Origin of the sequence: Pantoea sp. Z09, from assembly GCF_022394795.1 — a bacterium.
GTDB classification, from domain to species: Bacteria; Pseudomonadota; Gammaproteobacteria; order Enterobacterales; family Enterobacteriaceae; genus Pantoea; species Pantoea latae.
This window is the reverse complement of record NZ_CP092373.1, coordinates 3,073,281-3,096,392: the sequence shown is the minus strand read 5'-3', so window position 1 is coordinate 3,096,392 and position 23,112 is coordinate 3,073,281. Positions and strand designations below refer to the sequence as shown.

20 protein-coding genes, 2 tRNA genes and 2 rRNA genes are annotated in these 23,112 nt (G+C 59.9%); 14 read left to right on the top strand and 10 right to left on the bottom strand.

What is annotated here, in order from left to right; genetic code table 11:
- The first annotated feature begins 185 nt into the window (after positions 1-185).
- The 4 genes from MC269_RS14875 to MC269_RS14860 all read left to right on the top strand — a co-directional run bounded on the left by MC269_RS14875 (position 186) and on the right by MC269_RS14860 (position 4,402).
- A 23S ribosomal RNA gene (locus MC269_RS14875) occupies positions 186-3,088 on the top strand.
- A 92-nt stretch (positions 3,089-3,180) separates the two neighbouring features.
- Positions 3,181-3,296: ribosomal RNA gene (gene rrf / locus MC269_RS14870) — 5S ribosomal RNA — on the top strand.
- A gap of 74 nt (positions 3,297-3,370) precedes the next feature.
- Positions 3,371-3,447 (top strand) — tRNA-Asp (locus tag MC269_RS14865).
- Between the two features lie 163 nt (positions 3,448-3,610).
- Positions 3,611-4,402 carry an endonuclease/exonuclease/phosphatase family protein gene (locus MC269_RS14860; protein ID WP_081141283.1) on the top strand — a complete coding sequence of 264 codons (792 nt, stop codon included), beginning with the start codon at positions 3,611-3,613 and terminating at the stop codon, positions 4,400-4,402.
- A 2-nt stretch (positions 4,403-4,404) separates the two neighbouring features.
- Here MC269_RS14860 and MC269_RS14855 read toward each other — a convergent pair whose 3' ends face one another.
- From MC269_RS14855 to gloB, 4 genes are all read right to left on the bottom strand, one after another.
- Positions 4,405-5,100: a cyclase family protein gene (locus MC269_RS14855; RefSeq protein WP_239952873.1), complete on the bottom strand. Its 696-nt coding sequence runs from the start codon at positions 5,098-5,100 to the stop codon at positions 4,405-4,407.
- Between the two features lies 1 nt (position 5,101).
- Positions 5,102-6,433 carry an MFS transporter gene (locus MC269_RS14850; RefSeq protein ID WP_239952872.1) on the bottom strand — a complete coding sequence of 444 codons (1,332 nt, stop codon included), beginning with the start codon at positions 6,431-6,433 and terminating at the stop codon, positions 5,102-5,104.
- A 270-nt stretch (positions 6,434-6,703) separates the two neighbouring features.
- Positions 6,704-8,083 (bottom strand): murein transglycosylase D, encoded by a 1,380-nt coding sequence (mltD, locus tag MC269_RS14845; RefSeq protein WP_239952871.1) that lies wholly within the window; start codon positions 8,081-8,083, stop codon positions 6,704-6,706.
- A gap of 71 nt (positions 8,084-8,154) precedes the next feature.
- Complete coding sequence (gene gloB, locus MC269_RS14840) at positions 8,155-8,910, bottom strand: hydroxyacylglutathione hydrolase (protein ID WP_239952870.1); 756 nt, start codon at positions 8,908-8,910, stop codon at positions 8,155-8,157.
- 42 nt (positions 8,911-8,952) lie between these two features.
- Between gloB and MC269_RS14835 the strand changes: the two genes are divergently transcribed.
- Entirely contained in the window at positions 8,953-9,687 is a 735-nt protein-coding gene (locus MC269_RS14835) for a class I SAM-dependent methyltransferase (protein ID WP_239952869.1), read from the top strand.
- Here the strand turns inward: MC269_RS14835 and rnhA are convergent.
- Positions 9,672-10,139, bottom strand: a complete 468-nt coding sequence (gene rnhA / locus MC269_RS14830; RefSeq protein WP_081141257.1) for a ribonuclease HI — start codon at positions 10,137-10,139, stop codon at positions 9,672-9,674. The genes MC269_RS14835 and rnhA overlap by 16 nt on opposite strands.
- A gap of 54 nt (positions 10,140-10,193) precedes the next feature.
- Here rnhA and dnaQ point away from each other — a divergent pair, with 54 nt between their 5' ends.
- Together dnaQ and MC269_RS14820 are read left to right on the top strand one after the other, a co-directional pair.
- Positions 10,194-10,925, top strand: coding sequence for a DNA polymerase III subunit epsilon (gene dnaQ, locus MC269_RS14825; RefSeq protein ID WP_081141254.1), 732 nt, complete (start codon positions 10,194-10,196; stop codon positions 10,923-10,925).
- Between the two features lie 132 nt (positions 10,926-11,057).
- A tRNA-Asp gene (locus MC269_RS14820) sits at positions 11,058-11,134 on the top strand.
- Between the two features lie 53 nt (positions 11,135-11,187).
- Here MC269_RS14820 and MC269_RS14815 read toward each other — a convergent pair.
- Positions 11,188-12,675, bottom strand: coding sequence for an NCS1 family nucleobase:cation symporter-1 (locus MC269_RS14815; RefSeq protein WP_239952868.1), 1,488 nt, complete (start codon positions 12,673-12,675; stop codon positions 11,188-11,190).
- 143 nt (positions 12,676-12,818) lie between these two features.
- Between MC269_RS14815 and MC269_RS14810 the strand changes: the two genes are divergently transcribed.
- The 5 genes from MC269_RS14810 (at position 12,819) to MC269_RS14790 (ending at position 17,640) form a co-directional block, all read left to right on the top strand.
- Positions 12,819-13,541 carry a GntR family transcriptional regulator gene (locus MC269_RS14810; protein ID WP_239952867.1) on the top strand — a complete coding sequence of 241 codons (723 nt, stop codon included), beginning with the start codon at positions 12,819-12,821 and terminating at the stop codon, positions 13,539-13,541.
- On the top strand, positions 13,538-14,269 hold the full coding sequence (hpxA, locus tag MC269_RS14805; RefSeq protein ID WP_239952866.1) for an allantoin racemase: 732 nt from the start codon (positions 13,538-13,540) through the stop codon (positions 14,267-14,269). Before MC269_RS14810 ends, hpxA begins: the two co-directional genes overlap by 4 nt.
- 34 nt (positions 14,270-14,303) lie before the next feature.
- The gene (gene puuE / locus MC269_RS14800) at positions 14,304-15,260 is read left to right on the top strand and encodes an allantoinase PuuE (RefSeq protein ID WP_081141242.1); all 957 of its coding nucleotides are present in this window, start codon (positions 14,304-14,306) and stop codon (positions 15,258-15,260) included.
- Between the two features lie 293 nt (positions 15,261-15,553).
- Entirely contained in the window at positions 15,554-16,765 is a 1,212-nt protein-coding gene (locus MC269_RS14795) for a cupin domain-containing protein (protein ID WP_239952865.1), read from the top strand.
- Between the two features lie 140 nt (positions 16,766-16,905).
- The gene (locus MC269_RS14790; RefSeq protein WP_239952864.1) at positions 16,906-17,640 is read left to right on the top strand and encodes an HPP family protein; all 735 of its coding nucleotides are present in this window, start codon (positions 16,906-16,908) and stop codon (positions 17,638-17,640) included.
- On the opposite strand, the gene hpxZ is transcribed toward MC269_RS14790, so the two are convergent.
- From hpxZ to MC269_RS14770, 4 genes are read right to left on the bottom strand one after another with little or no spacing between them, the layout of a single operon-like run.
- Positions 17,618-18,007, bottom strand: coding sequence for an oxalurate catabolism protein HpxZ (gene hpxZ / locus MC269_RS14785; RefSeq protein ID WP_239952863.1), 390 nt, complete (start codon positions 18,005-18,007; stop codon positions 17,618-17,620). The genes MC269_RS14790 and hpxZ overlap by 23 nt on opposite strands.
- Positions 17,997-19,382, bottom strand: coding sequence for an AtzE family amidohydrolase (locus MC269_RS14780; protein WP_239952862.1), 1,386 nt, complete (start codon positions 19,380-19,382; stop codon positions 17,997-17,999). The genes hpxZ and MC269_RS14780 overlap by 11 nt, the downstream gene beginning before the upstream one ends.
- A complete protein-coding gene (hpxX, locus tag MC269_RS14775) occupies positions 19,379-19,564 on the bottom strand; it encodes an oxalurate catabolism protein HpxX (protein ID WP_239952861.1) in 186 nt (61 codons plus the stop codon). The genes MC269_RS14780 and hpxX overlap by 4 nt, the downstream gene beginning before the upstream one ends.
- Positions 19,565-19,577: 13 nt before the next feature.
- Positions 19,578-21,164: a gamma-glutamyltransferase family protein gene (locus MC269_RS14770; RefSeq protein ID WP_239952860.1), complete on the bottom strand. Its 1,587-nt coding sequence runs from the start codon at positions 21,162-21,164 to the stop codon at positions 19,578-19,580.
- A gap of 135 nt (positions 21,165-21,299) precedes the next feature.
- On the opposite strand from MC269_RS14770, the gene hpxU reads away from it, so the two are divergent.
- Together hpxU and MC269_RS14760 are read left to right on the top strand one after the other, a co-directional pair.
- The gene (gene hpxU / locus MC269_RS14765) at positions 21,300-22,139 is read left to right on the top strand and encodes a MurR/RpiR family transcriptional regulator HpxU (protein WP_239952859.1); all 840 of its coding nucleotides are present in this window, start codon (positions 21,300-21,302) and stop codon (positions 22,137-22,139) included.
- 179 nt (positions 22,140-22,318) lie between these two features.
- On the top strand, positions 22,319-23,104 hold the full coding sequence (locus MC269_RS14760; protein ID WP_239952858.1) for a transporter substrate-binding domain-containing protein: 786 nt from the start codon (positions 22,319-22,321) through the stop codon (positions 23,102-23,104).
- Positions 23,105-23,112 lie beyond the last annotated feature (8 nt).

Sequence of the window (23,112 nt, the reverse complement as noted above, 5' to 3'; positions counted from 1 at the left end):
CTGAAATAGTTCAGAGCGTACCGGAAACGGTGGGCTGTGAAGTATTATGCTCTTTAACAATCCGGAACAAGCTGAAAATTGAAACGACGCTTTGCGTTATTCCTCCGTAATAAGGAATAAAGGCAACGCGTTCGAGTCTCTCAATAATCACAACCGCGACGTCGCAAGACGCCTGTGGGTTGTGAGGTTAAGCGACTAAGCGTACACGGTGGATGCCCTGGCAGTCAGAGGCGATGAAGGACGTGCTAATCTGCGAAAAGCGCCGGCAAGGTGATATGAACCGCTACAGCCGGCGATGTCCGAATGGGGAAACCCAGTGTGTTTCGACACACTATCGCAACATGAATACATAGTGTTGCGAGGCGAACCGGGGGAACTGAAACATCTAAGTACCCCGAGGAAAAGAAATCAACCGAGATTCCCCCAGTAGCGGCGAGCGAACGGGGAGCAGCCCAGAGCCTGAATCAGCTTGTGTGTTAGTGGAAGCGTCTGGAAAGTCGCAGGGTACAGGGTGATACTCCCGTACACGAAAACACACAGGCTGTGAGCTCGATGAGTAGGGCGGGACACGTGGTATCCTGTCTGAATATGGGGGGACCATCCTCCAAGGCTAAATACTCCTGACTGACCGATAGTGAACCAGTACCGTGAGGGAAAGGCGAAAAGAACCCCGGCGAGGGGAGTGAAAAGAACCTGAAACCGTGTACGTACAAGCAGTGGGAGCCTCTTTTATGGGGTGACTGCGTACCTTTTGTATAATGGGTCAGCGACTTATATTCTGTAGCAAGGTTAACCGTATAGGGGAGCCGCAGGGAAACCGAGTCTTAACTGGGCGTTAAGTTGCAGGGTATAGACCCGAAACCCGGTGATCTAGCCATGGGCAGGTTGAAGGTTGGGTAACACTAACTGGAGGACCGAACCGACTAATGTTGAAAAATTAGCGGATGACCTGTGGCTGGGGGTGAAAGGCCAATCAAACCGGGAGATAGCTGGTTCTCCCCGAAAGCTATTTAGGTAGCGCCTCGTGAACTCATTCTCGGGGGTAGAGCACTGTTTCGGCTAGGGGGCCATCCCGGCTTACCAACCCGATGCAAACTGCGAATACCGAGAAATGTTATCACGGGAGACACACGGCGGGTGCTAACGTCCGTCGTGAAGAGGGAAACAACCCAGACCGCCAGCTAAGGTCCCAAAGTCATGGTTAAGTGGGAAACGATGTGGGAAGGCCCAGACAGCCAGGATGTTGGCTTAGAAGCAGCCATCATTTAAAGAAAGCGTAATAGCTCACTGGTCGAGTCGGCCTGCGCGGAAGATGTAACGGGGCTAAACCATGCACCGAAGCTGCGGCAGCAGTAGCGATACTGTTGGGTAGGGGAGCGTTCTGTAAGCCGTCGAAGGTGGCCTGTGAGGGCCGCTGGAGGTATCAGAAGTGCGAATGCTGACATAAGTAACGATAAAGCGGGTGAAAAGCCCGCTCGCCGGAAGACCAAGGGTTCCTGTCCAACGTTAATCGGGGCAGGGTGAGTCGACCCCTAAGGCGAGGCCGAAAGGCGTAGTCGATGGGAAACAGGTTAATATTCCTGTACTTGGTGTTGCTGCGAAGGGGGGACGGAGAAGGCTATGTTGGCCGGGCGACGGTTGTCCCGGTTTAAGCGTGTAGGCTGACTTTCCAGGCAAATCCGGAAAGTCAAGGCTGAGGCGTGACGACGAGGCACTACGGTGCTGAAGCAACAAATGCCCTGCTTCCAGGAAAAGCCTCTAAGCATCAGGCAACACGAAATCGTACCCCAAACCGACACAGGTGGTCAGGTAGAGAATACCAAGGCGCTTGAGAGAACTCGGGTGAAGGAACTAGGCAAAATGGTGCCGTAACTTCGGGAGAAGGCACGCTGGCGCGTAGGTGAGGGGACTTGCTCCCGGAGCCGAGGCCAGTCGAAGATACCAGCTGGCTGCAACTGTTTATTAAAAACACAGCACTGTGCAAACACGAAAGTGGACGTATACGGTGTGACGCCTGCCCGGTGCCGGAAGGTTAATTGATGGGGTTATCCGCAAGGAGAAGCTCTTGATCGAAGCCCCGGTAAACGGCGGCCGTAACTATAACGGTCCTAAGGTAGCGAAATTCCTTGTCGGGTAAGTTCCGACCTGCACGAATGGCGTAATGATGGCCAGGCTGTCTCCACCCGAGACTCAGTGAAATTGAAATCGCTGTGAAGATGCAGTGTACCCGCGGCAAGACGGAAAGACCCCGTGAACCTTTACTACAGCTTGACACTGAACACTGGTCCTTGATGTGTAGGATAGGTGGGAGGCTTCGAAGCGTGGACGCCAGTCTGCGTGGAGCCGTCCTTGAAATACCACCCTTTAATGGCTGGTGTTCTAACGTAGGCCCGTTATCCGGGCTGCGGACAGTGTCTGGTGGGTAGTTTGACTGGGGCGGTCTCCTCCCAAAGCGTAACGGAGGAGCACGAAGGTTGGCTAATCCTGGTCGGACATCAGGAGGTTAGTGCAATGGCATAAGCCAGCTTGACTGCGAGAGTGACGGCTCGAGCAGGTGCGAAAGCAGGTCATAGTGATCCGGTGGTTCTGAATGGAAGGGCCATCGCTCAACGGATAAAAGGTACTCCGGGGATAACAGGCTGATACCGCCCAAGAGTTCATATCGACGGCGGTGTTTGGCACCTCGATGTCGGCTCATCACATCCTGGGGCTGAAGTAGGTCCCAAGGGTACGGCTGTTCGCCGTTTAAAGTGGTACGCGAGCTGGGTTTAGAACGTCGTGAGACAGTTCGGTCCCTATCTGCCGTGGGCGCTGGAAAACTGAGGGGGGTTGCTCCTAGTACGAGAGGACCGGAGTGAACGCACCGCTGGTGTTCGGGTTGTCATGCCAATGGCACTGCCCGGTAGCTAAGTGCGGAAGAGATAAGTGCTGAAAGCATCTAAGCACGAAACTTGCCCCGAGATGAGTTTTCCCTGACCCCTTGAGGGTCCTGAAGGGACGTTGAAGACGACGACGTTGATAGGCCGGGTGTGTAAGCGCAGCGATGCGTTGAGCTAACCGGTACTAATGACCCGTGAGGCTTAACCTTACAACGCCAGAGGCGTTTTGTGAGACGCGAGATTTTCAGCTTGTTGACGGATACACCGTGCGGCCTTCGGGCGGTGCGGAAAACAGAATTTGCCTGGCGGCACTAGCGCGGCGGTCCCACCTGACCCCATGCCGAACTCAGAAGTGAAACGCCGTAGCGCCGATGGTAGTGTGGGGTCTCCCCATGCGAGAGTAGGGAACTGCCAGGCATCCAAATTGGTATGCACCCGCGAGGGTGACACCGGTTATCAGCGAGACCCCGCTGGTAGCAGCAGTATTCGGTGGTGCGGTAGTTCAGTCGGTTAGAATACCGGCCTGTCACGCCGGGGGTCGCGGGTTCGAGTCCCGTCCGCACCGCCACCTCATAGATAAGCCCTGACTGAAAAGTCAGGGCTTTTTCTTTTGCGTTAAAAAGCACTGTCAGCACACGATGATTCCGACAATTAAGAACAGCAATTGAAACCCCGGACTAAAATCCCTATAACAGAAAGGTGCAACGGGTACGGAAGAATTGGGCAATAACGTGCGAAAGAAAACTTATGCAATGCGATATGTCGCGGGACAACCGGTCGAACAGATCTTTCCGCCGGGCGCCATGCTACATCTCGGTCAGGCGCTCCCGCCTGGCGCGCCGCTGACGCCCGATGCGCACCTTAAAGTTCTGGTGTGGAATATCTTTAAACAGCAGCGCGCTGACTGGATGTCGGTATTACAGGGCTTCGGCAAAGATGCGCATCTGGTGCTGCTGCAAGAGGCGCAAACCACGCCGGAACTGGTGCAGTTTGCCACCAGCAACTATCTTGCCGCCGATCAGGTGCCCGCTTTTGTGCTGCCGCAGCACCCTTCAGGCGTGATGACGCTGGCCTCGGCCCATCCGGTCTACTGCTGCCCGCTACGCGAGCGAGAGCCGCTGCTGCGTCTGGCGAAATCTGCGCTGGTCACCGCCTATCCGCTGCCAACCGGCGAGATGCTCATGGTGGTCAATATCCATGCGGTCAATTTCAGCCTGGGCATTGATGTCTACAGCAAGCAGCTGGGACCGATAGGCGAGCAGATCGTGCATCACAACGGCCCGGTCATTATGGCGGGAGATTTCAACGCCTGGAGCCGTCAGCGCATCCATGCGCTCTACCGTTTTGCTCGCGAAATGGCGCTGAAAGAGGTGCGGTTCACCGACGATCATCGCCGCAAGGCGTTTGGCCGCCCGCTTGATTTCGTCTTCTACCGCGATATCAACGTCAGCAAGGCCTCAGTGCTGGTGACGCGCGCGTCGGACCATAACCCGCTGCTGGTTGAATTCAACGCCGCACGCTAAAGTCAGCGCGTCAGCAGGGCGATAGCGCGCACCGGCGACGCTGAGCCCTTCTCGATGCGCAGCGGCAGGGCGATAAAGGTGAAGCAGGGCGGCAGACGCGCCAGATTAGCCAGGTTTTCGATAATCAGCTTATCGTTGCCCAGCAGCAGCTGATGCACCGGGTTCGTTTCACTGCCGAAGGCGTCAAGCGACAGCGCATCCGTTCCGAATACGTTAACGCCTTTAGCAATCAGGCTGGCCGCGCCTTCAGCAGAAAGCCCAGGCCAGTCCGACAGAAAGGCGCCCTGGTCGGGGCGACGCGCCCATTTGGCATCCCAGCCGGTATGGAAGATAACGATATCGTCCTCACCAATGGCGCCATGCGCGCGCTCCCAGCGGCCAATCTCCTCAACGCCGAAGGTCGCCCTGGCAGCCACGTGGCGCACATCGATCAGCACGCCTCGACCAATTAGCTGACGCACATCCACCTGCTCAATCGTTTTGCCATCCGGTATAAAGTGAGAAGGGGAGTCGACGTGAGTGCCGCAGTGATCTCCCATAACCAGCTGACAGTTATAGTTGCCGTCTCCGCCCGCATAGCTTTCATTCTCGCCGAGTAAAAACGCAGGATGGGTCGGCCATACCGGCATCAGCGGCTGGTAAAGATGGTTCAGCTCGACGACGTCGCTGTTGCGTAATGCTGTCCAGAGTGCGGTCATCTTATCCTCGCTTAACGTTTACGGTTTCTTTAATCAGCAGCAGCGGCACACAGGAAAGCAGCAGCACCGCGACGATCACCGCATAGTGAATTCCGAATCCCCAGCTGTGAATAATCCAGCCGCTTACCGGCGCCACCAGAATGCCGGCAATCCCCACGGCGAGACCAATCATCAGGCCCATACTGGAGGCGGCGGCATGGGGCGCGGAATCGATCAGCAGCGCATAGGCGACAGGGTAGGGAGAGTTGCGAAACAGCCCCCAGAAAATCAGGATCCCCCAGGCCAGCGCGGCGGAATGGATAAAGGTGCAGAGCGCGCAGGCGACGATCCAGCCGGCAATGATAAAACCTAGCGACGATTTGCGTCCGCGCACGTCGGAGAAACTCCCCCACAGGATCTGTCCAATCCAGCCGGTAATGCCCGATGCGCCAGAAATAATCGCGGCGGTAGAGAGATCGAGCCCGACCTTGCGCGTCAGCTGCAGCGTCAGAAAGTTAGCAATGCCCATCTCCGCCCAGGTAAAGCCGAATACCAGCGCTATCGCCATCAGGCAGTTGCGATTTTTCAGGCAGCTAAAGGAAGAGGTCAGGCTGGACGACTGCGGCTGCGCCGCAATAGGGCGGGTGAGGCGATTATCATCGATCCAGCGGAATACCTTGTCGTGATTCTTTTTGGTGCCGAGCGCCAACTGCATCACCACAATGACCAGCCCGATCAGCGGAATAAACAGAAACGCCTGACGCCAGTCGCCAAACATCAGGATCGCGGCGATCAGCACCGGGCCAATAAACTGTCCCAGCGGAAAGCCGGTATGGTGGACGCCGATGGCGAACCCGCGATTCTCTTTTTGCCACCACTCTCCCAGCAGCGCCACGTTAATCGGCTCCGAGCCGCCGGTTCCCATACCCATAAAGACGCGCAGCAGCTGAAAGGCACTCAGCGTCTTGCAGAAGGCGGTGGCGACGCCGGAGACGATCTCCACCAGCACCGCCAGACACCAACTGTAGCAGCGGCGATAGCCGGTACCAATATAGTCAGACAGCAAACCGAACAGCACCGCGCCCGTCAGCGTGCCGATAAAGCTGAGCGAATTGATCCAGCCCGCCTCGACCTCACTAATATTGAAATCTTTCATAATGGCAGGCAGCAGCGTGGGCAGAATGATACGGTCAATGGAATTCATCAGTATTGCCAGCGTGGTGATCACCAGCATCCACCATGAAAGCGGATGGGCGCGCGGCAAAAAGCCGCGCTTCGCTGGAGGCGCGCTCTGCTGCTCCTCGCTCACCGGCTGCTGTGCTGTTTTTAACGGCTGATCCAGGCTATCGCTCATTACCTTACCCTGTCATGTTGGCCTCAAAGGCGAAAAGGGTGCCGCAGGCGGCATAGAGTAACCTTCGCGCAACCGCGCCAGAAGAAACATTTTGGCTACACGAAAATACAAGGTTGTTAACATGGATCGGCATTGTCTGCCATACAAGTATTTTGTGATTAATAATTGATCGCTGTCACGCGCTTTAACACGCAGGCTGTTGTGAAAGAGAAGGGGAAGAGAAGCGAACAGAAATGAAAAAGGCCAACAATTGTTGGCCTTTTCGACGCATCAGGTATCGGGCGATGCGCTATTATTTACAAAGAGCGTTAGCCTGTCGCCGGGCTGGATATCTTTAGTGCTGCTCAGGACCGTATTCCATCGCATCACGTCTTTGATATCAACGCCATGGCGGCGTGCAATGCTGGCAAGAGAATCACCTTTACGCACGCGATAGGTGATGCTGTTGCTATTATCAGCCAGGCTGGTGCCGCTGTCGCCGGCGGTCAGCGTCTGACCGGGACGAATGCTGGCGCCTTGCAGATGGTTCTGCTGTTTTAGCGTGGCTACGCTAACGCCCAGTTTGCTGGCGATGCCCGAAAGCGTATCGCCGCGTCGTACTTTATAGCTGCTGCCTGACGCGCTGTTTTTCGCCAGCTGCGTCGGCTGAACCGCTGCGATGTCGCCGGAAGCGAGCGAACTGCGCAGCTGCGCCACGTGGGACTTAGGCACTAAAATGTACTGTGGTCCGTTTGGCGCGGTGGCCCCTTTCTTATAGCCGGTATTGAAGCTCTTAAGCTTGCTGAGCGACATTCCCGCCATTTCGGCAGCCTGCGTTAACTGCATCTGCTGACCGACTTCGACACGCGCCAGCGCGCGGCTTTCGTCAGTGGTCGGCAGTTTAATACCGTAGCGCTTGTTGTTCTTGAGCAGCTCGCTTAAGGCCAACATTTTCGGCACGTAGACCGTGGTTTCGCGCGGCAGCGATAAATTCCAGAAGTCGGTCGGCTTACCGCGCGCCTTATTCTGTTTTATCGCTTTCAGCACACGCCCTTCACCGCTGTTATAGGCCGCGACGGTCAGTAACCAGTCGCCGTCAAACATCTTGTTCAGGCGTTGCATCATATCCAGCGCAACTTTGGTCGAGGCCACCACATCGCGGCGCCCGTCGTACCACTGGTTCTGTTTCAAACCATAATTTTTGCCCGTTGTTGCAACGATCTGCCAGATGCCGGCGGCATTGGCGGATGAGGTTGCATGGGGGTCAAAAGCGCTCTCCACTATGGGTAGCAGTACCAGTTCCATCGGCATTTTACGTTTATGTATCTGCTCGACTATCCAGTACATGTACGGCTCTGCCCGTAATGTTACATCGTGGAGATAGCTCTTATTTTTTAAGTACTTTTGTTTCTGTTCGCGGATCCGGCTGTTTTCCGGAATCCCCATCTTCAACTCGTCACTAATGAAACTCCAGAGATCGGTATCTTCTGCGAGGCCAGTTCCATCTTCCTGCCATCGCGGCGACAACATTCGATCACCGTACTTTCCATTTTCACCTTGACCAGCTGAAGACAGACTCTGGGCATGCTGTTCGGGGATATTGGCGTCATTCCGTGATGCCTGACATCCCACCAGCAAGACCGAGGCGAGTAATATCGCTTTAGCCTTCATGTGTGTGTCAATAGTTCGCTTAAAAGACGAGCAACTATACGTGACCCCCTGTCACAACACAACCCGTAAGATCAAAATTGGTCTTTCTTCTCACGTAACAGGGCAAATGGTTGCCATATATGCTCAGGTGTTAAATTTATGTTCAACGCCCTTTGTAAATCAGGGTCTTGCGTGCGGAGAAATAAATTTATTTGCCGTTCGTGCGCCAGTTTTGTGGGTAAAGTAATGCCATTTTTGGCACGTAAGTCCTTAATTTTCTGATATTCGGCCATAATTCCCGGGTCATGAGGCAGAATAGCCGCAGCAAACTTCAGGTTAGATAAAGTGTACTCATGCGCGCAGCAGACCAGTGTATCGCCGGAAAGCTGGTCAATCTTTTGAAAAGACTCATACATTTGCTCAGCGGTGCCCTCAAAAAGCCGTCCGCAGCCGCCTGAAAACATCGTGTCTCCACAGAAAAGATAAGGTGAACTGTAATATGAGATATGTCCTAAAGTATGACCAGGCGTGTGCAGCACGCTAAAGGTCAGGCCCAGCAAAGAGAAGGTGTCGCCTTCGCTGACGATCTCGGTTGCGCCCTTACTCTCGGTTTCCTGTGGACCGAAAACCGGGATCGCCGGGAATTTTTCCCGCAGGGTCGCCACACCGCCGACGTGATCCTGATGGTGGTGGGTTAATAAAATGGCGACGGGCGTCCAGCCGTTCGCGTAGACTTTTTCCAGCACCGGTTGCGCTTCGCCCGGATCGACAATCAGGCAGTTGCCCGCGTCGTCGTTCAGCGTCCAGATGTAGTTATCCTGCAGTGCAGGAATACTGGTAAGATTCATAATCACCTCTCGCAGGCCGTTAGAAAAGGAAGATGGTAAAGCATGAAGCCCGCTAAAACTCGCCAGATTCTGACCGCGCCGCACTCCTGGCGCGATATGCCGTGGGGAGACTATTTTCGCGACGCCCTGACTCAGCAACTCCAGCCTTACCTCGGAAAGCTATATGGCTTTCATATGCTTAAGATTGGCAACCTTAGTGCAGAAATCAATACCGAGCACTGCGCTATTTCGCATCAGGTGAATGTCGGCAGCGAAGGCGACCTGCTGCAGGTGCTGGCGCAGGCGACGCAGCTGCCGTTTGAGTCGAAGTCGATCGACGCCTGCCTGCTGGCGCATACGCTCGCCTGGAGCCAGGATCCGCACCGCGTGCTGCGCGAAGTGGATCGCGTGCTGATTGACGACGGCTGGATGATCATCAGCGGCTTCAACCCCTTTTCGCTGCTGGGCATCAGCAAAATGGTGCCCGGCATCCAGCGTAAAGCGCCGTGGAGCGGCCGCATGTTTAGCCAGATGCGCCTGCTGGACTGGCTAAACCTGCTTAATTACGAAGTGATGTTCCGCACCCGCTTTCAGGTGGTGCCCTGGCATCAGCAGGGCGGTAAGGTTATCAGCGCGCATCTGCCGGCGCTGGGCTGCCTGAATATCGTTGTGGCGCGCAAGCGCACTTTCCCGCTGACGCCGACCAAAGCGAAAAAGTCGCTGAGCAAGGCGCAGCTGCGTCCGGCGGTCAACGCCACGCGGCAGTTCCGTGCGAGCAACGATCAGGACGCGACCTGATAGCCGATATCCTCTGACTGCGGGCGCGACGCCGCGCTGCGCGCCAGCTCGTCGCAGCGCTCGTTTTCCGGATGGCCGGCGTGGCCTTTGACCCATTCCCACTGGATCTCATGCCCCGCCAGCGCGCTGTCGAGGCGCTGCCAGAGATCGACATTTTTCACCGGCTTTTTATCCGCGGTTTTCCAGCCGCGTTTTTTCCAGTTATGGATCCAGCTGGTAATGCCCTGGCGCACATACTGGCTGTCGGTGCTGAGCACCACATGGCACGGCTCTTTCAGCGCTTCCAGCGCCACGATTGCCGCCATCAGCTCCATACGGTTGTTGGTGGTGAGCCGATAGCCGGCGCTGAACAGCTTTTCGTGCTGACCGTAGCGCAGGATGGCACCGTAGCCGCCGGGACCGGGATTGCCGAGGCAGGATCCGTCGGTGAATATTTCTACCTGCTTGCGCATCTCTGGTAGACTCCCTTCTGATAAAAACGCCAAGTCTGACATAAAACGAATCCTATGAGCACTGCAAATAACCGCCAGATCGTTCTCGATACTGAAACCACCGGCATGAACATGATCGGTGTGCACTATGAAGGTCACCGCATCATTGAAATCGGTGCGGTGGAGGTGGTGAACCGTCGCCTGACCGGCAACAACTTCCATATGTATCTGCGACCCGATCGGCTGGTGGATCCAGAAGCGTTTGGCGTGCACGGCATCGCGGATGAGTTCCTGGCCGACAAGCCGACCTTTGCCGATATCGCCGATGAGTTCCTCGACTATATTCGCGGCGCCGAGCTGGTGATCCACAACGCCTCGTTCGATATCGGCTTTATGGACTACGAATTTTCCATGCTGAAGCGCGGCATTGAAAAGACGGAAACCTTCTGCCGCATCACCGATAGCCTGGCGATGGCGCGAAAAATGTTCCCCGGCAAGCGCAACAGCCTGGACGCGCTCTGCTCGCGCTACGAGATCGACAACAGCAAGCGAACGCTGCACGGCGCGCTGCTCGATGCGGAAATCCTGGCGGAAGTCTTCCTGACCATGACCGGCGGTCAGACGTCGCTGGCATTTTCGCTGGAGGGTGAGCGCTCGCAGCAGAACGCAGGCGAAACCATCCAGCGCATCGCGCGTCCCGCTTCCGCGCTGCGCGTGGTAGCGGCGTCGGACGAAGAGGTAATGGCGCATGAGTCGCGCCTCGACCTGGTGATGAAAAAGGGCGGCAGCTGTCTGTGGCGCGGCTGACAGGCGGTTTCGCCGGTTAAATCAGCGTTAAGCGTAAAAAAACAGCAAACGCGCGCGGCGGCGCTAAAAAGCGTTGACGGGGGTGCGGCAGCTCATTAATATGCGCCTCGTTCCCGACGGGGAACACAGCGCGGTGCGGTAGTTCAGTCGGTTAGAATACCGGCCTGTCACGCCGGGGGTCGCGGGTTCGAGTCCCGTCCGCACCGCCAACTCTTCAGAAAGGCCGATTCAGCAATGAATCGGCCTTTTGCTGTTTCCGCCCCTATTTTTCCTGCATTGCCACGCCGCCGGCGAAGCCGCGCGCCGCGTGCGTCTCGCGCTCATGACGCGCCAGATAGCGGTAGCATCCGCCGCCCAGCGCTGCGCCGATAAACCAGCTGAAGTTAGCGACCTCGTGCAGCGCGGGAATAAAGCTAATCAACAAGCCGATGGCGACCGATGGCAGCAGCGCGGCGATCGCCTTCGGGTTAAAGCCGCCGCGATACCAGTAGCGCCCCTGCGGCGTGGCATCGAACAGATCGTCGACAAACACGCGACTGCGCTTGATCAGATAGAAATCCGCCAGCAGGATGCCGAACAGCGGCCCGATAAAGGCGCCCAGCACGTCCAGCGTATAGTGGATCAGCTCCGGCGACTGAAACAGATTCCACGGCGTCAGCAGCACCGAGCCGACGGCGGCGATCATCCCGCCGGTGCGAAAGCTGATTTTCTGCGGCGAGCAGTTAGAGAAATCGAAGGCGGGCGAGACGAAGTTGGCTACGATATTGATGCCGATGGTGGCAGTGATCATGGTCAACAGCCCAATTGCCACCGCCAGATCGTTGCCGACCATGCTCACCGTCTCAATCGGATCGGTGATCATTTTGCCGAACAGCGACTGGGTGCCAGAGACGATCACCACCGTCACCACCGAGAAGAGCAAAAAGTTAAACGGCAGACCCCAGCGGTTGCCGCGGCGAATTTCGCCCATGCTTTTGCCGTAGCGCGAGAAGTCGCCGAAGTTAAGCAGCGGACCGGAAAAATAGGAGACCACCAGCGCGGTGGCGGTGATCATCTGCCAGCCCTGTTCTCCCGCCGTCAGCGACTTGCTCGCCAGGGTGAAGGAAATGCCATCGAAACCCGTCTTGTATACAATCCAGCCCGCCAGCGCCACCATCACCACATAAACAGCGGGGCCCGCCACGTCGATAAAGCGCTTGATGGCGGCCATGCCGTGCCAGAACACCATCGCCTGCAGCAGCCACATCACCCCAAAGCAACACCAGCCGAGCAGCGAAAGCCCCAGCCAGCTGGCGTGGGTCATCGACGCCAGTGACGGAAAGAATTTCAGCAGCACCAGCATCAGCGCATTCGCCGCCAGATAGGTCTGAATGCCATACCAGGCGAAGGCGATCAGACCGCGGATCACCGCCGGAATATTGGCGCCGAAGACGCCGAACGCCTGGCGGCAGATCACCGCATAGGGCACGCCCGCCATCTGGCTCGGCTTCGCCACCAGATTGGCGCAGATTTGCACAATGCAAATCCCCGCCAGCAGGCAAATCAGCACCTGCCAGCTCGCCAGCCCGAGGGTAAAAAAGCTGGCCGCCACCACGTAGCCGCCCATGCTGTGCACATCTGACATCCAGAAAGAGAAGATGTTGTACCAGCTCCAGTTTTGCTGGCGCGTCGGCGCCAGATCCGCATTAGTCAGCCGTGGGCTATAGCGCACCTCTGCGGAGGCAGAAGGGCTGTTAGATTGGTTTGGCATGAAACCTGCTCCTCATAACGACGTTTAGGGGTCAAAGCAACAGAGAGGCTGTTGCAGGATCCAGGCCAGAATCGAAATCTTGTATACAAAATTTTGCGTTCACGTATACGATGTGCGGAGAGAACGACCTGAGGGAGCCGATGATGAGAAGTGATACAGGCCACAGCATGGCCGTCGATGCCGGAGATAAAGACGAGCTTATCTACCAGGCGCTGATAGACGCCATTGTGGAGCATCAGCTGCCGCCGGGCAGCAAACTACCGGAAGAGGCGCTGGCGGAGGTGTTCGGCGTCAGCCGCACCGGCATTCGCAAAGTGCTGCAGCGCCTCGCCGCAGTGCAGATGGTGACGCTGTTGCCCAGGCGCGGTGCACAGGTGACCACGCCCGGCGTCGACGAAGCGCGCGATATCTTTCGCACCCGCGCGCTAATCGAGTGCGCCAATCTGCCGGCGGTGCTGGCGCATCTGCAGCCGCCGCATCTGGCGGCACTGACGCAGCGCATCGCGCAGGAGCAGCAGGCGCATGAGGATCGCGATGGCGCTGCGGCCATTCGCCTCTCTGCCGCCTTTCATATCGAACTGCAGGCGATTGCGGGCAACCAGGTGCTGACCGAGCTGGTGACGCGCCTGACGCAGCGCTCTTCGCTGGTGATCGCCGCCTGGGGCGCGCCCTGGCAGCAGGGCTGCCGCTGCGACGATCACGACCGGCTGGTGACCCATCTGCGCGAAGGCGATCTGGCGGCGCTCACCCAGGCGCTGCAGCACCACTTCGACCATATCGTCTCCAGCCTGCATTTTGAGCGCAGCGGCGAAACGCTGCCCGATTTCTCCCGGTTATTTGCCCGTCATAAAGAGGTGACATCATGAGCCAGATCCAGGTGATCAACCCCAACACCAGCCAGGCGATGACGGAAACCATCGGCGCGGCGGCGCGCGCGGCGGCGTCGCCAGGCACCGATATTATCGCGGTCTCGCCGTCGCAGGGCGTGCCCTCAATCGAGGGCCACTTCGACGAGGCTATCGCGGCGATTGGCGTGCTGGAGCAGGTTAAACGCGGCAGAGAGCAGGGCGTCAGCGGCCACGTCATCGCCTGCTTCGGCGATCCTGGCCTGCTGGCGGCGCGCGAACTGGCCACCGGGCCGGTGATCGGCATCGCCGAAGCGGCGATGCATACCGCGACGCTGGTGGCGACGCGCTTTTCTATTGTTACCACGCTGCCGCGCACGCTGATCATCGCGCGCCATCTGCTGCAGCAGTACGGCTTTACCCACCACTGCGCCGCGCTGCACGCCATCGATCTGCCGGTGCTGGCGCTGGAGGATGGTTCAGGCCTGGCGCAGGAAAAGGTGCGCGAAGAGTGTTTGCAGGCGAAGCAGCAGGATGGCAGCGGCGCGATTGTGCTGGGCTGCGGCGGCATGGCGACGCTGGCGCGCGAACTGACGCAGGAGCTGGGCATGCCGGTGATCGACGGCGTCAGTGCGGCGGTGAAGATGGTCGAGGCGCTGGTGGCGCTTGGCTTCGGCACCAGCAAGCATGGCGATCTCGCGCGGCCGATCGCCAAACTTCTCTCAGAGGCGTTTCAGCATCTAAACTAACCAAACCTTGCCTTAACCTCACAGGACTTTCTCAATGGATAGTGCAGAGAAGAAAGAGTACAGCTTCAACAAAAACTATCCGCGCGATCTGATCGGCTACGGCGCGACGCCGCCGCACGCCGCCTGGCCCAACAAGGCGCGGGTAGCGGTGCAGTTCGTGCTCAACTATGAAGAGGGCGCGGAGAACAACGTGCTGCACGGCGACGCCGGCTCCGAGCAGTTTCTTTCCGATATCATCGGCGCGGCAAGCTATCCCGATCGCCATATGTCGATGGATTCGCTGTATGAATATGGTTCGCGCGCCGGCTTCTGGCGCATTCACCGCGAGTTTCAGAAACGCGGCCTGCCGCTGACGGTGTTCGGCGTGGCGATGGCGCTGGCGCGTCATCCAGAAATTGTTGAGGCGATCAAACAGGCTGACTATGACGTGGTCAGTCACGGCTGGCGCTGGATCCACTATCAGGCGATGGACGCCAAAACCGAGCGCCAGCATATGCAGCAGGCGGTCGACGTGCTCACCGACCTGTTCGGCAAAGCGCCGACCGGCTGGTACACCGGACGCGACAGCCCTAACACGCGGCGGCTGGTGGTGGAGCAGGGCGGCTTCAGCTACGACAGCGATTACTACGGCGACGATCTGCCGTTCTGGACGCAGGTTACCCGTCAGGACGGCACGGTGAAGCCGCATCTGATCATCCCCTACACGCTGGAGTGCAACGATATGCGCTTCGCCACGCCGCAGGGCTTTAATACCGCCGAGCAGTTCTTCACCTACCTGCGCGACACCTTCGACGTGCTTTACGAAGAGGGCGAAACCCAGCCGAAGATGATGTCGGTGGGCATGCACTGCCGTTTGCTGGGACGACCGGGGAAATTCAAAGCCCTGCAGAACTTCCTTGATCATATCCAGCAGCATAGCGACGTCTGGATCTGCACGCGCCAGCAGATCGCCGATCACTGGATTGCCACCCATCCTGCGCCGCAACCCTGACAGCCAGACGCGCGGCTGCCGCCGCCGCGCGTCAGGGAAAACTGTAAGCGGTTATTGAGCAGGAAAATTAATGCATCCCCTCAACCGTTAGCCATTCGTGCGCGACGTAACCCCGCGTCTGGCGGCTTTTTTTAACAATGTTTAAATGAAATAAAAATATTTACGCAACAAAATTAATTAACCTGCGTGAGGTTCTGCACCGCTTAGCGCGCTGTTACATCTTGCCTGCCGCCGGGTTTGCGCTTTGCGCGTATAGATATTCCGGGTCAATCACGGAATAAGGAACCGCTTTGATGAGCAAACTCTCCAGAAGGCATTTTATGGCGTTCGCGGCCGGTGGCACAGTGGCGCTGGCGGCAGGCCAGGTGCACGCCCACGACGCCATCGCCTCATGGCCCGCCAACACGCCGCGCGATCCCGGCCCGCACGATGCCGCGCGCGAGGGGCAAAATCCCGATATCGTCAATCCGCCCGCCACCGACAGCGGCACGCTGCCCAACCTGCGCTTCTCGTTCAGCGACGCCCACGTGCGCAAGGGCAGCGGCGGCTGGACGCGTCAGGTGACGCAGCGCGAGCTGGGCATCTCCACTACCATCGCCGGTGTCGATATGCGCCTTAACGCCGGCGGCATCCGCGAGCTGCACTGGCATAAGGAGGGCGAATGGGCCTATATGACCTTCGGCAATGCGCGCGTGACCGCCTTTGACAGCGACGGCGGCTGGTTCGTTGACGATATCGGCGTCGGCGACCTCTGGTACTTTCCGCCGGGCATTCCGCATTCGATTCAGGGACTGGGGCCGGACGGCTGCGAGTTTTTGCTTGCCTTCGACAGCGGCGGCTTTGACGAAGACAGCACCTTCCTGCTGTCGGACTGGTTCAAACATATTCCGCCTGACATTCTGGCGAAAAACTTCAGCGTGCCGGTCTCAACCTTTGCAAAACTTCCGTCGCCGGACGATGAGTATATTTTCGCTGGCAAGGTGCCGGGTAGCCTGGCCTCGGACGCGATTCAGGGCGCGCCGAAATCGAAACGCCGCTTCACCCATCGTATGCTGGCGCAGGCGCCCATCAACGCGCCGGGCGGCACGGTGCGCATTACCGACTCTTCGACTTTTCCGGTGTCGAAAACCATTGCCGCCGCGCTGGTGGAGATTGCGCCAGGCGGCATGCGCGAACTGCACTGGCATCCCAATAACGACGAGTGGCAATACTATCTGGAAGGCGAGGGGCGCATGGGCGTGTTCGCCTCGTCGGGCCAGGCGAGAACCTTTGATTACCGGGCGGGCGACGTCGGCTATGTGCCTTTCGCCATGGGACACTATATCGAGAACACCGGCAGCGGGCCGCTGCGCTTTCTGGAGCTGTTCAAAAGCGATTACTACGCCGATATCTCCCTGAACCAGTGGCTTGCCAGCACGCCGCGCGAGCTGGTGGCGCAGCATCTGCAGCTCGACGAAACCTTTCTCTCAGCGCTGTCGCTGAAAAAAAATCCGGTCGTCAACTAGCCGGATGGGCTGGCCGCGCGCCAGCCCTGCGTATTATTCCGAATCCTCAACGTCGGCTAAAAGCGGCGGTTGTTCGCGCCAAATCAATCAGCGACAATCGCCGCTTCCATAATTTTTTCTTATGACTAAGCGTCGTGAACATGACTACATCGCCGCAGGCGAAAAGGAGAGGCGCGCTGCGCACGTTTCTTGCCCGCTTCTGGCCGCATCCGCTGCCGGTCGCGAAAAAACAGATAGTTATCGCCAGCGTCGGCGCCGGGTTTGGGCTGACCATCACCAGCCTGATCAGCCACTGGCTGCTGGGGCAGGTTAATCTCTGGTTTGTTGCGCCAATGGGCGCCTCTGCCGTGCTGCTGTTTGGCCTGCCCAACAGCCCGCTGGCCCAGCCCTGGTCGATTGTCGGCGGCAATATGGTGGCGGCGGCGATCGGCGTGACCGCCGCCATGACCATCCCCTATGCGCCGCTGGCCTGTGGCGTCGCCGCCTGCCTCGCCATCGCCGCGATGTTTCAGCTGCGCTGCCTGCATCCGCCCAGCGGCGCGGTGGCGCTAACCGCGATCCTCGGCGGCGGCAGCGTTCATCAGCTGGGCTACCACTATATTCTGACGCCGGTGCTGCTTAACTCCCTCTGCCTGGCGCTGCTGGCGATCCTCTTCAACAACCTGGCGGGGCGGCGCTATCCGCATCCGCTGGCCGCCACCGAGGCGAAGCCGGAGCCGGTCACGCTGGCGGTGCCGATTACCCGCGACGACCTGCATCAGGCGCTGGAAAGTGGCCAGCTGCTGGATATTGACGAAGACGATCTCCAGCAGCTGCTGCAGCAGGCTGAAACCATTGCGGCGCAGCGTCAGGCTAGCCTTCGCTCATCAAGCTGACCTGCGCGGCGACAATGCGCCAGCCCTGCGGCAGCCTGACCCAGCTCTGCTGCTGACGGCCGATTTTTGTCGTGCCGTCACGCGTGAACTCGGTGCTGCAAACCGCAAAGTCGTCGCCGAAGGTAGTGATAACGCTGTTGCGCAGGGTGCGCGCCAGCCCGGCGGCGGGACGCTGGGCGCGAAAGGCGCGGATCTGCTCGATGCCGTAGAGGTTCTCGCCCGCGCCGAGACGCACGGTGCGTTCGTCGTGCCAGAAGAGCGCGTCCAGCGTCTCGATATCATTGCTCACCAGCGCCTGCTCATAGCGATAAAAAGCGGCGGTCACCTCCGCCACCACGTGCGGCAGATTAATCTCTTCACTGTTCATTCGGTTTACCCAGAGAGGTTATACCCTGCTGCTCCAGCGCAAAGGCGACGCGCAGCGCAGCGGCTTCGTTAAAGGGCGCGGCGATCAGCTGTAGCCCAATCGGCAGACCGCTTTTCGTCGCCAGCGGCACGCTGCACACCGGCAGGCCGAGGAAGGAGATCGGCTGCGTCAGCATGCCCATACTGGCGCGCGTCGGCAGATGCGTGCCGTTGACCGCGATCGTTTCCTGGCCGATCAGCGGCGCGGCGCAGGGCGTCGCGGGGGCGATCAGCACGTCGAACCGACTGAACAGCGGCAGCACCTGCTGCTGAAAGTGGCGGCGGAAGCGCTGCGCCTGCACATACCAGGCGGCGGGCAGCATCGCGCCCGCCAGCAGCCGCTCGCGCGAGGCGGGTTCGAACCGCTCCGGCGAGGCGCGCAGCGCGGGCAGATAGTGGTTGCCGCCCTCGCAGGCGGTCAGGATAAAGGCCGCCGAGCGCGCCAGCTCCGCTTCCGGCAGCGTTACCTCATCCTGGATATCCAGCGCCCGCGCGGCCTGTGCCAGCGCGTCGCGCGCGTCGTCGTCGCACCAGGTAGAGAAAAAGCCGCCCAGCAGCGCACAGCGCTGGCCGCGCTCTTCCAGCCCGAGCTGCGCCGGATCGGCGGGGCGATTCGCCTGGAATGCGTCCTGCGGGTCATGCCCCTGCAGCATGTCATACACCAGCGCCAGATCCTCGACGCGGCGCGCGAAAGGGCCGATATGATCGAGGCTGGCGACAAAGGGATGGCTGCCGCTGCGCGACAGCCGGCCAAAGGTCGGCTTCAGGCCGAAGATGCCGCACAGCGACGCGGGCACGCGAATCGAGCCGTTGGTGTCGGTGCCGAGCGAGAAGTGCGCCAGCCCGGCCGCGACCGCCGCCGCAGAGCCGCCCGACGAGCCGCCGGCGACCCGCGTCATGTCATGCGGGTTGCGCGTGGCGCCGAAATGGCTGTTCTCGGTGGTGAATCCGTAGGCATAGGCGTCCATATTCAGCATGCCGGAGAGCAGCGCGCCGGCGCGGCTCAGGCGGCTGACCGCCCAGGCGTCCTGCGTCGCCGCCGGTCGATCCTGAAACAGGGCGGCGCCCGCCAGCGTGGTGTGGTCCGCCACGTCGAACAGGTTTTTCACCGCGTAGGGCACGCCCGCCAGCGGCGGCAGATCCTCGCCGCGTCGCCGCTGCGCGTCGATGGCGTCCGCCTCGCGCAGCATGCGTTCTGTGGTGATCTCGGTCCAGGCGTTAATCGCGCGCTGGCGCTCAATCCCTTGCAGGGTCAGCTGCGCCACCTCGCGCGCGCTGAGATCGCCGCGCTGAATCGCCTGCTGCAGCGCCTGGATAGAAAATTCGCTGAGGTTCATGGATGAAACACTCCCGCCACTTCCAGCCGGTCGTCAAGCGGGAAGGCCATCAGCGGCGCGGCCAGCGTGGCGATGCGCTCTAGCTGAATCACCAGTTCGGCGCGGCGCGCCTCGTCCAGCTCCAGCGCCAGCAGCTGCTCCATCTGCGCCAGATAGCGCGCCCAGTCTGTTGTCTGCTCCATCTTTTTTCTCCTGTCAGAAACCGCTCGCGCTGCCGTTGCTGCGCGGATCGCATGCGCCTTCCAGCATGCCGTTGTTGTGGCGCACGATGGCGCCGGCGTGTCCTACCGCTTCGCTGAAGTCGGGCAGCAGCTCGACCTCGTGCCCCAGCTGGCGCAGCCTGGCGACGCTCTCCGGCGCAAAGCGGCCCTCCAGCTTGAGCGAGTCGGAGGCGTTGCCCCAGGTGCGTCCCAGCAGCCAGCGCGGCGCGCTCACCGCCTGCTGCAGCGGCATGCCCTGAATCACATGGCGGGTAAAGATCGCCGCCTGGGTTTGCGGCTGGCCATCGCCGCCCATCGCGCCGTAAACCAGGGTGCGGCCATCTTTCAGGCGCGCGGCGGCGGGATTGAGGGTATGGAACGGCTGCTTGCCCGGCGCCAGCGCCAGCAGGTGATCTGCGTCGAGGCTGAAGGCCGCGCCGCGATTCTGCCAGGTAATCCCGGTGCCGGGGATCACCACGCCGCTGCCGAACTCGTGGTAGATGCTTTGAATAAAGGAGACGGCGAGGCCGCTGCTGTCCATCACGCCCATCCACACCGTGTCGCCGGGACCACGCCCGGTTCCCCAGGGCGCGGCCTGCGTCTCGCTCACCTGGCTCGCCAGCGTGGCGAAGTGATCCTGGGTCAGCAGCGACTGCGCCTCGCAGCGCATATCGCGCGGATCGGTGAGATGGGCGTCGCGCAGCGCAAAGGCTTTTTTCGTCGCCTCCACGATGCGGTGCACCGTCTGCGCTTCGTCAGCCTGCGCCATCGCCAGATGGTCGGTCACGCCGAGGATCGCCAGCGACACCAGCCCCTGCGTTGGCGGCGCGATATTCCACAGGTCGCCTTCGCTGTGCGCCACGTGCAGCGGCGTGCAGCGACGCGCGCGCTGCTGCTGCAGATCCGCCAGCGTCACCGGCATGCCGAGCGCCACCATTTCGCGCGCCAGATGGTTCGCCAGCTCGCCGCGATAAAAGCTGTCGAGGCCCTGCTCGCTCAGCAGGCTCAGCGTCTGCGCCAGCGCCGGCTGGGTAAAGCGGCTGCCGGGACGCGGCGCGTCGCCGTCCGGCAGAAAGGTGGCGGCGAAGCCGGGCTGATGCGCCAGCTCATGCTGCTTCGCGGTGGTGGCGGCCGCCTGCGAGGCGGTCACCGGAATACCGTCGGCGGCGTAGCGGATCGCGTCGCGCAGCAGGCGCGGCAGCGGCAGCGGCTCGCCGCCCAGCTCGCCGGAGAGCGTCAGCGCCTCCTGCCAGCCGCTGACCGTGCCGGCCACCGTCAGCGCGGCGGCCGGTCCGCGATGCGGAATGGCGCGTTCGCCGCGATAGAAATCGATAGTGGCCAGCGAGCCTGCCGCGCCGCTGGCGTCGATAGCAACCGGATCGCCGTTGGGCGGCAGCACCAGCCAGAAGCCGTCGCCGCCGAGACCGTTCATATGGGGATAGACCACGGCGATAGTGGCAGCGGCGGCGACCATCGCCTCAATCGCATTGCCGCCGTCGCGCAGCACCGCCAGCGCGCTCTCGCTCGCCAGGTGATGCGGCGCCACCGCCATGCCGAGCGGAGCCATATTGCTCTGGATCATAATCACTCTTTTCATCGGGTAGAGGAGGGAACTCTCAAGCAAGAGCCGTTCCAGTTTTTTGCGCGGGCGCGGTGCGGCGGTAACCTGGATCGAATTATGCTAGCTTCTGCTGAAACAAAAGTTACAGGACGACGCATGAAACAGCTTGATGAACGACTCAGAAGCCACTATCCGCAGCTGTCACCGCAGGAGCAGCGCATTGCGGATTTCGTCTTTGACCATTTCGACGATCTGATCAGCTATAACAGCGCCGAGCTGGCAAGGCTCAGCGGCGTGTCGAAGGCCACCGTCAGCCGCTTGTTCCGGCGGCTGGGCTACGACAAATATAAAGATATGCGCGACGAGCTGCGCACCCTGCGCCAGAGCGGCATGCCGCTGACCGACAATCGCGACGCGGTGCAGGGCAACACGCTGCTGGCGCGCCACTACAAGCAGGAGATGGCAAACCTGACGCAGTGGGTCAACACGCTCGACGCGCAGCAGTTTAGCGAGGCGGTGCAGCAGATGACGCAGGCGAAACGCATTTTCATTATCGGCATGCGCAACTCCTGGCCGCTGGCGCTGCACCTGCGCCAGCAGCTGCTGCAGGCGCGCCGCGACGTGATTATCCTGCCGCAGCCGGGACAGACGCTGGCGGAAGAGGTGGTGGATATCACCCCTGACGATATGGTGGTGGTGATGGCGTTTCGCCGCCGCACGCGCCTGATCCGACCGCTGATGCAGCTGCTGCAGCAGCGCCAGATCCCGCTGCTGATGCTGTGCGAGCCGCAGGCGCAGTCGGTGACTGGGCTGGCGCGCTGGCAGCTCTGCGCGCCGCTCGACAGCGTCTCCGCCTTCGACAGCTACGCCTCGGCGATGAGTTTGATTAACCTGCTGGCCAACGCGCTGCTGCATGAAATGCTGTCGCAGGGCCGCCAGCGCATTCATCAGATCGCCGATCTCTACCAGCAGCTGGACGAGCTGGAGCACCGCTAAAGAGCACCATTTTGGTGCTTTGCCTCATTATGATCTCTCGCTGCCGCCGCCGGGAAGCCGCCTGTAAGGCGAATAATCCCCTTTTTCCCGGCGCGCTTGCTAGCGCCGGGGTTGGCACATTAGTTGCAAATCACATAAACAAGAATCTTTTGTTTCAGGTCAACTTACCGGGGTGCATAATGAAAAAGACGTTAATGGCGGTCGCAGCGGCGGCGTTACTGATGGTTCAGACCGGCAGCGCGCTGGCGGATCAGCTGCAGGATATCGAGAAGCGCGGCGTGCTGCGCGTGGCGGTGCCGCAGGACTTTCCGCCGTTTGGATCGGTCGGCACCGATCTGCAGCCGCAGGGCTACGATATCGACACGGCGAAATACCTCGCGAAACAGATGAAACTTAAGTTGCAGCTGGTGCCGGTCACCAGCGCCAACCGCGTGCCCTATCTGCAAACCGATAAGGTCGATCTGGTGATCTCCAGCATGGGGAAAAACCCGGAGCGTGAAAAAGTGATCGACTTCAGCCGCGCCTATGCACCGTTCTTCCTCGGCGTCTTCGGCCCGAAAGGCGAGGCGTTGAAAGACGCGGCGGCGCTGAGCGGCAAGAGCATCGGCGTCACGCGCGGCGCGGTGGAAGATATGGTGCTGAGCAGCCTGGCGCCGAAAGAGGCGCAGGTGAAGCGCTACGAAGACAACAACACCACGCTGTCGGCCTACCTCTCTGGCCAGGTGCAGTACGTGGCGACCGGCAACCTGGTGGTGGCGGCGATTGCGCGGCAGAACCCGCAAAAAGCGCCGGTGGCGCAGTTTATGCTGAAGGATTCGCCCTGCTATATCGGCCTGAAAAAAGATGAGCCGGCGCTGAAGGCGAAGGTGGACGCGCTGATCGAGCAGGGCATCAAAGACGGCACGCTGAACAAGCTGTCGGAAGAGTGGCTGAAAGCGCCGCTGCCCGCCAGCCTCGGCGCATAAGGTCCAGC

Coding starts and splice junctions, on each gene's coding strand:
- MC269_RS14855 (WP_239952873.1), bottom strand. CDS start 5,100: ATGACCGCACTCTGGACAGCATTACGCAACAGCGACGTCGTCGAGCTG.
- MC269_RS14850 (WP_239952872.1), bottom strand. CDS start 6,433: ATGAGCGATAGCCTGGATCAGCCGTTAAAAACAGCACAGCAGCCGGTG.
- mltD (WP_239952871.1), bottom strand. CDS start 8,083: ATGAAGGCTAAAGCGATATTACTCGCCTCGGTCTTGCTGGTGGGATGT.
- gloB (WP_239952870.1), bottom strand. CDS start 8,910: ATGAATCTTACCAGTATTCCTGCACTGCAGGATAACTACATCTGGACG.
- MC269_RS14835 (WP_239952869.1), top strand. CDS start 8,953: ATGAAGCCCGCTAAAACTCGCCAGATTCTGACCGCGCCGCACTCCTGG.
- rnhA (WP_081141257.1), bottom strand. CDS start 10,139: ATGCGCAAGCAGGTAGAAATATTCACCGACGGATCCTGCCTCGGCAAT.
- dnaQ (WP_081141254.1), top strand. CDS start 10,194: ATGAGCACTGCAAATAACCGCCAGATCGTTCTCGATACTGAAACCACC.
- MC269_RS14815 (WP_239952868.1), bottom strand. CDS start 12,675: ATGCCAAACCAATCTAACAGCCCTTCTGCCTCCGCAGAGGTGCGCTAT.
- MC269_RS14810 (WP_239952867.1), top strand. CDS start 12,819: ATGAGAAGTGATACAGGCCACAGCATGGCCGTCGATGCCGGAGATAAA.
- hpxA (WP_239952866.1), top strand. CDS start 13,538: ATGAGCCAGATCCAGGTGATCAACCCCAACACCAGCCAGGCGATGACG.
- puuE (WP_081141242.1), top strand. CDS start 14,304: ATGGATAGTGCAGAGAAGAAAGAGTACAGCTTCAACAAAAACTATCCG.
- MC269_RS14795 (WP_239952865.1), top strand. CDS start 15,554: ATGAGCAAACTCTCCAGAAGGCATTTTATGGCGTTCGCGGCCGGTGGC.
- MC269_RS14790 (WP_239952864.1), top strand. CDS start 16,906: ATGACTACATCGCCGCAGGCGAAAAGGAGAGGCGCGCTGCGCACGTTT.
- hpxZ (WP_239952863.1), bottom strand. CDS start 18,007: ATGAACAGTGAAGAGATTAATCTGCCGCACGTGGTGGCGGAGGTGACC.
- MC269_RS14780 (WP_239952862.1), bottom strand. CDS start 19,382: ATGAACCTCAGCGAATTTTCTATCCAGGCGCTGCAGCAGGCGATTCAG.
- hpxX (WP_239952861.1), bottom strand. CDS start 19,564: ATGGAGCAGACAACAGACTGGGCGCGCTATCTGGCGCAGATGGAGCAG.
- MC269_RS14770 (WP_239952860.1), bottom strand. CDS start 21,164: ATGATCCAGAGCAATATGGCTCCGCTCGGCATGGCGGTGGCGCCGCAT.
- hpxU (WP_239952859.1), top strand. CDS start 21,300: ATGAAACAGCTTGATGAACGACTCAGAAGCCACTATCCGCAGCTGTCA.
- MC269_RS14760 (WP_239952858.1), top strand. CDS start 22,319: ATGAAAAAGACGTTAATGGCGGTCGCAGCGGCGGCGTTACTGATGGTT.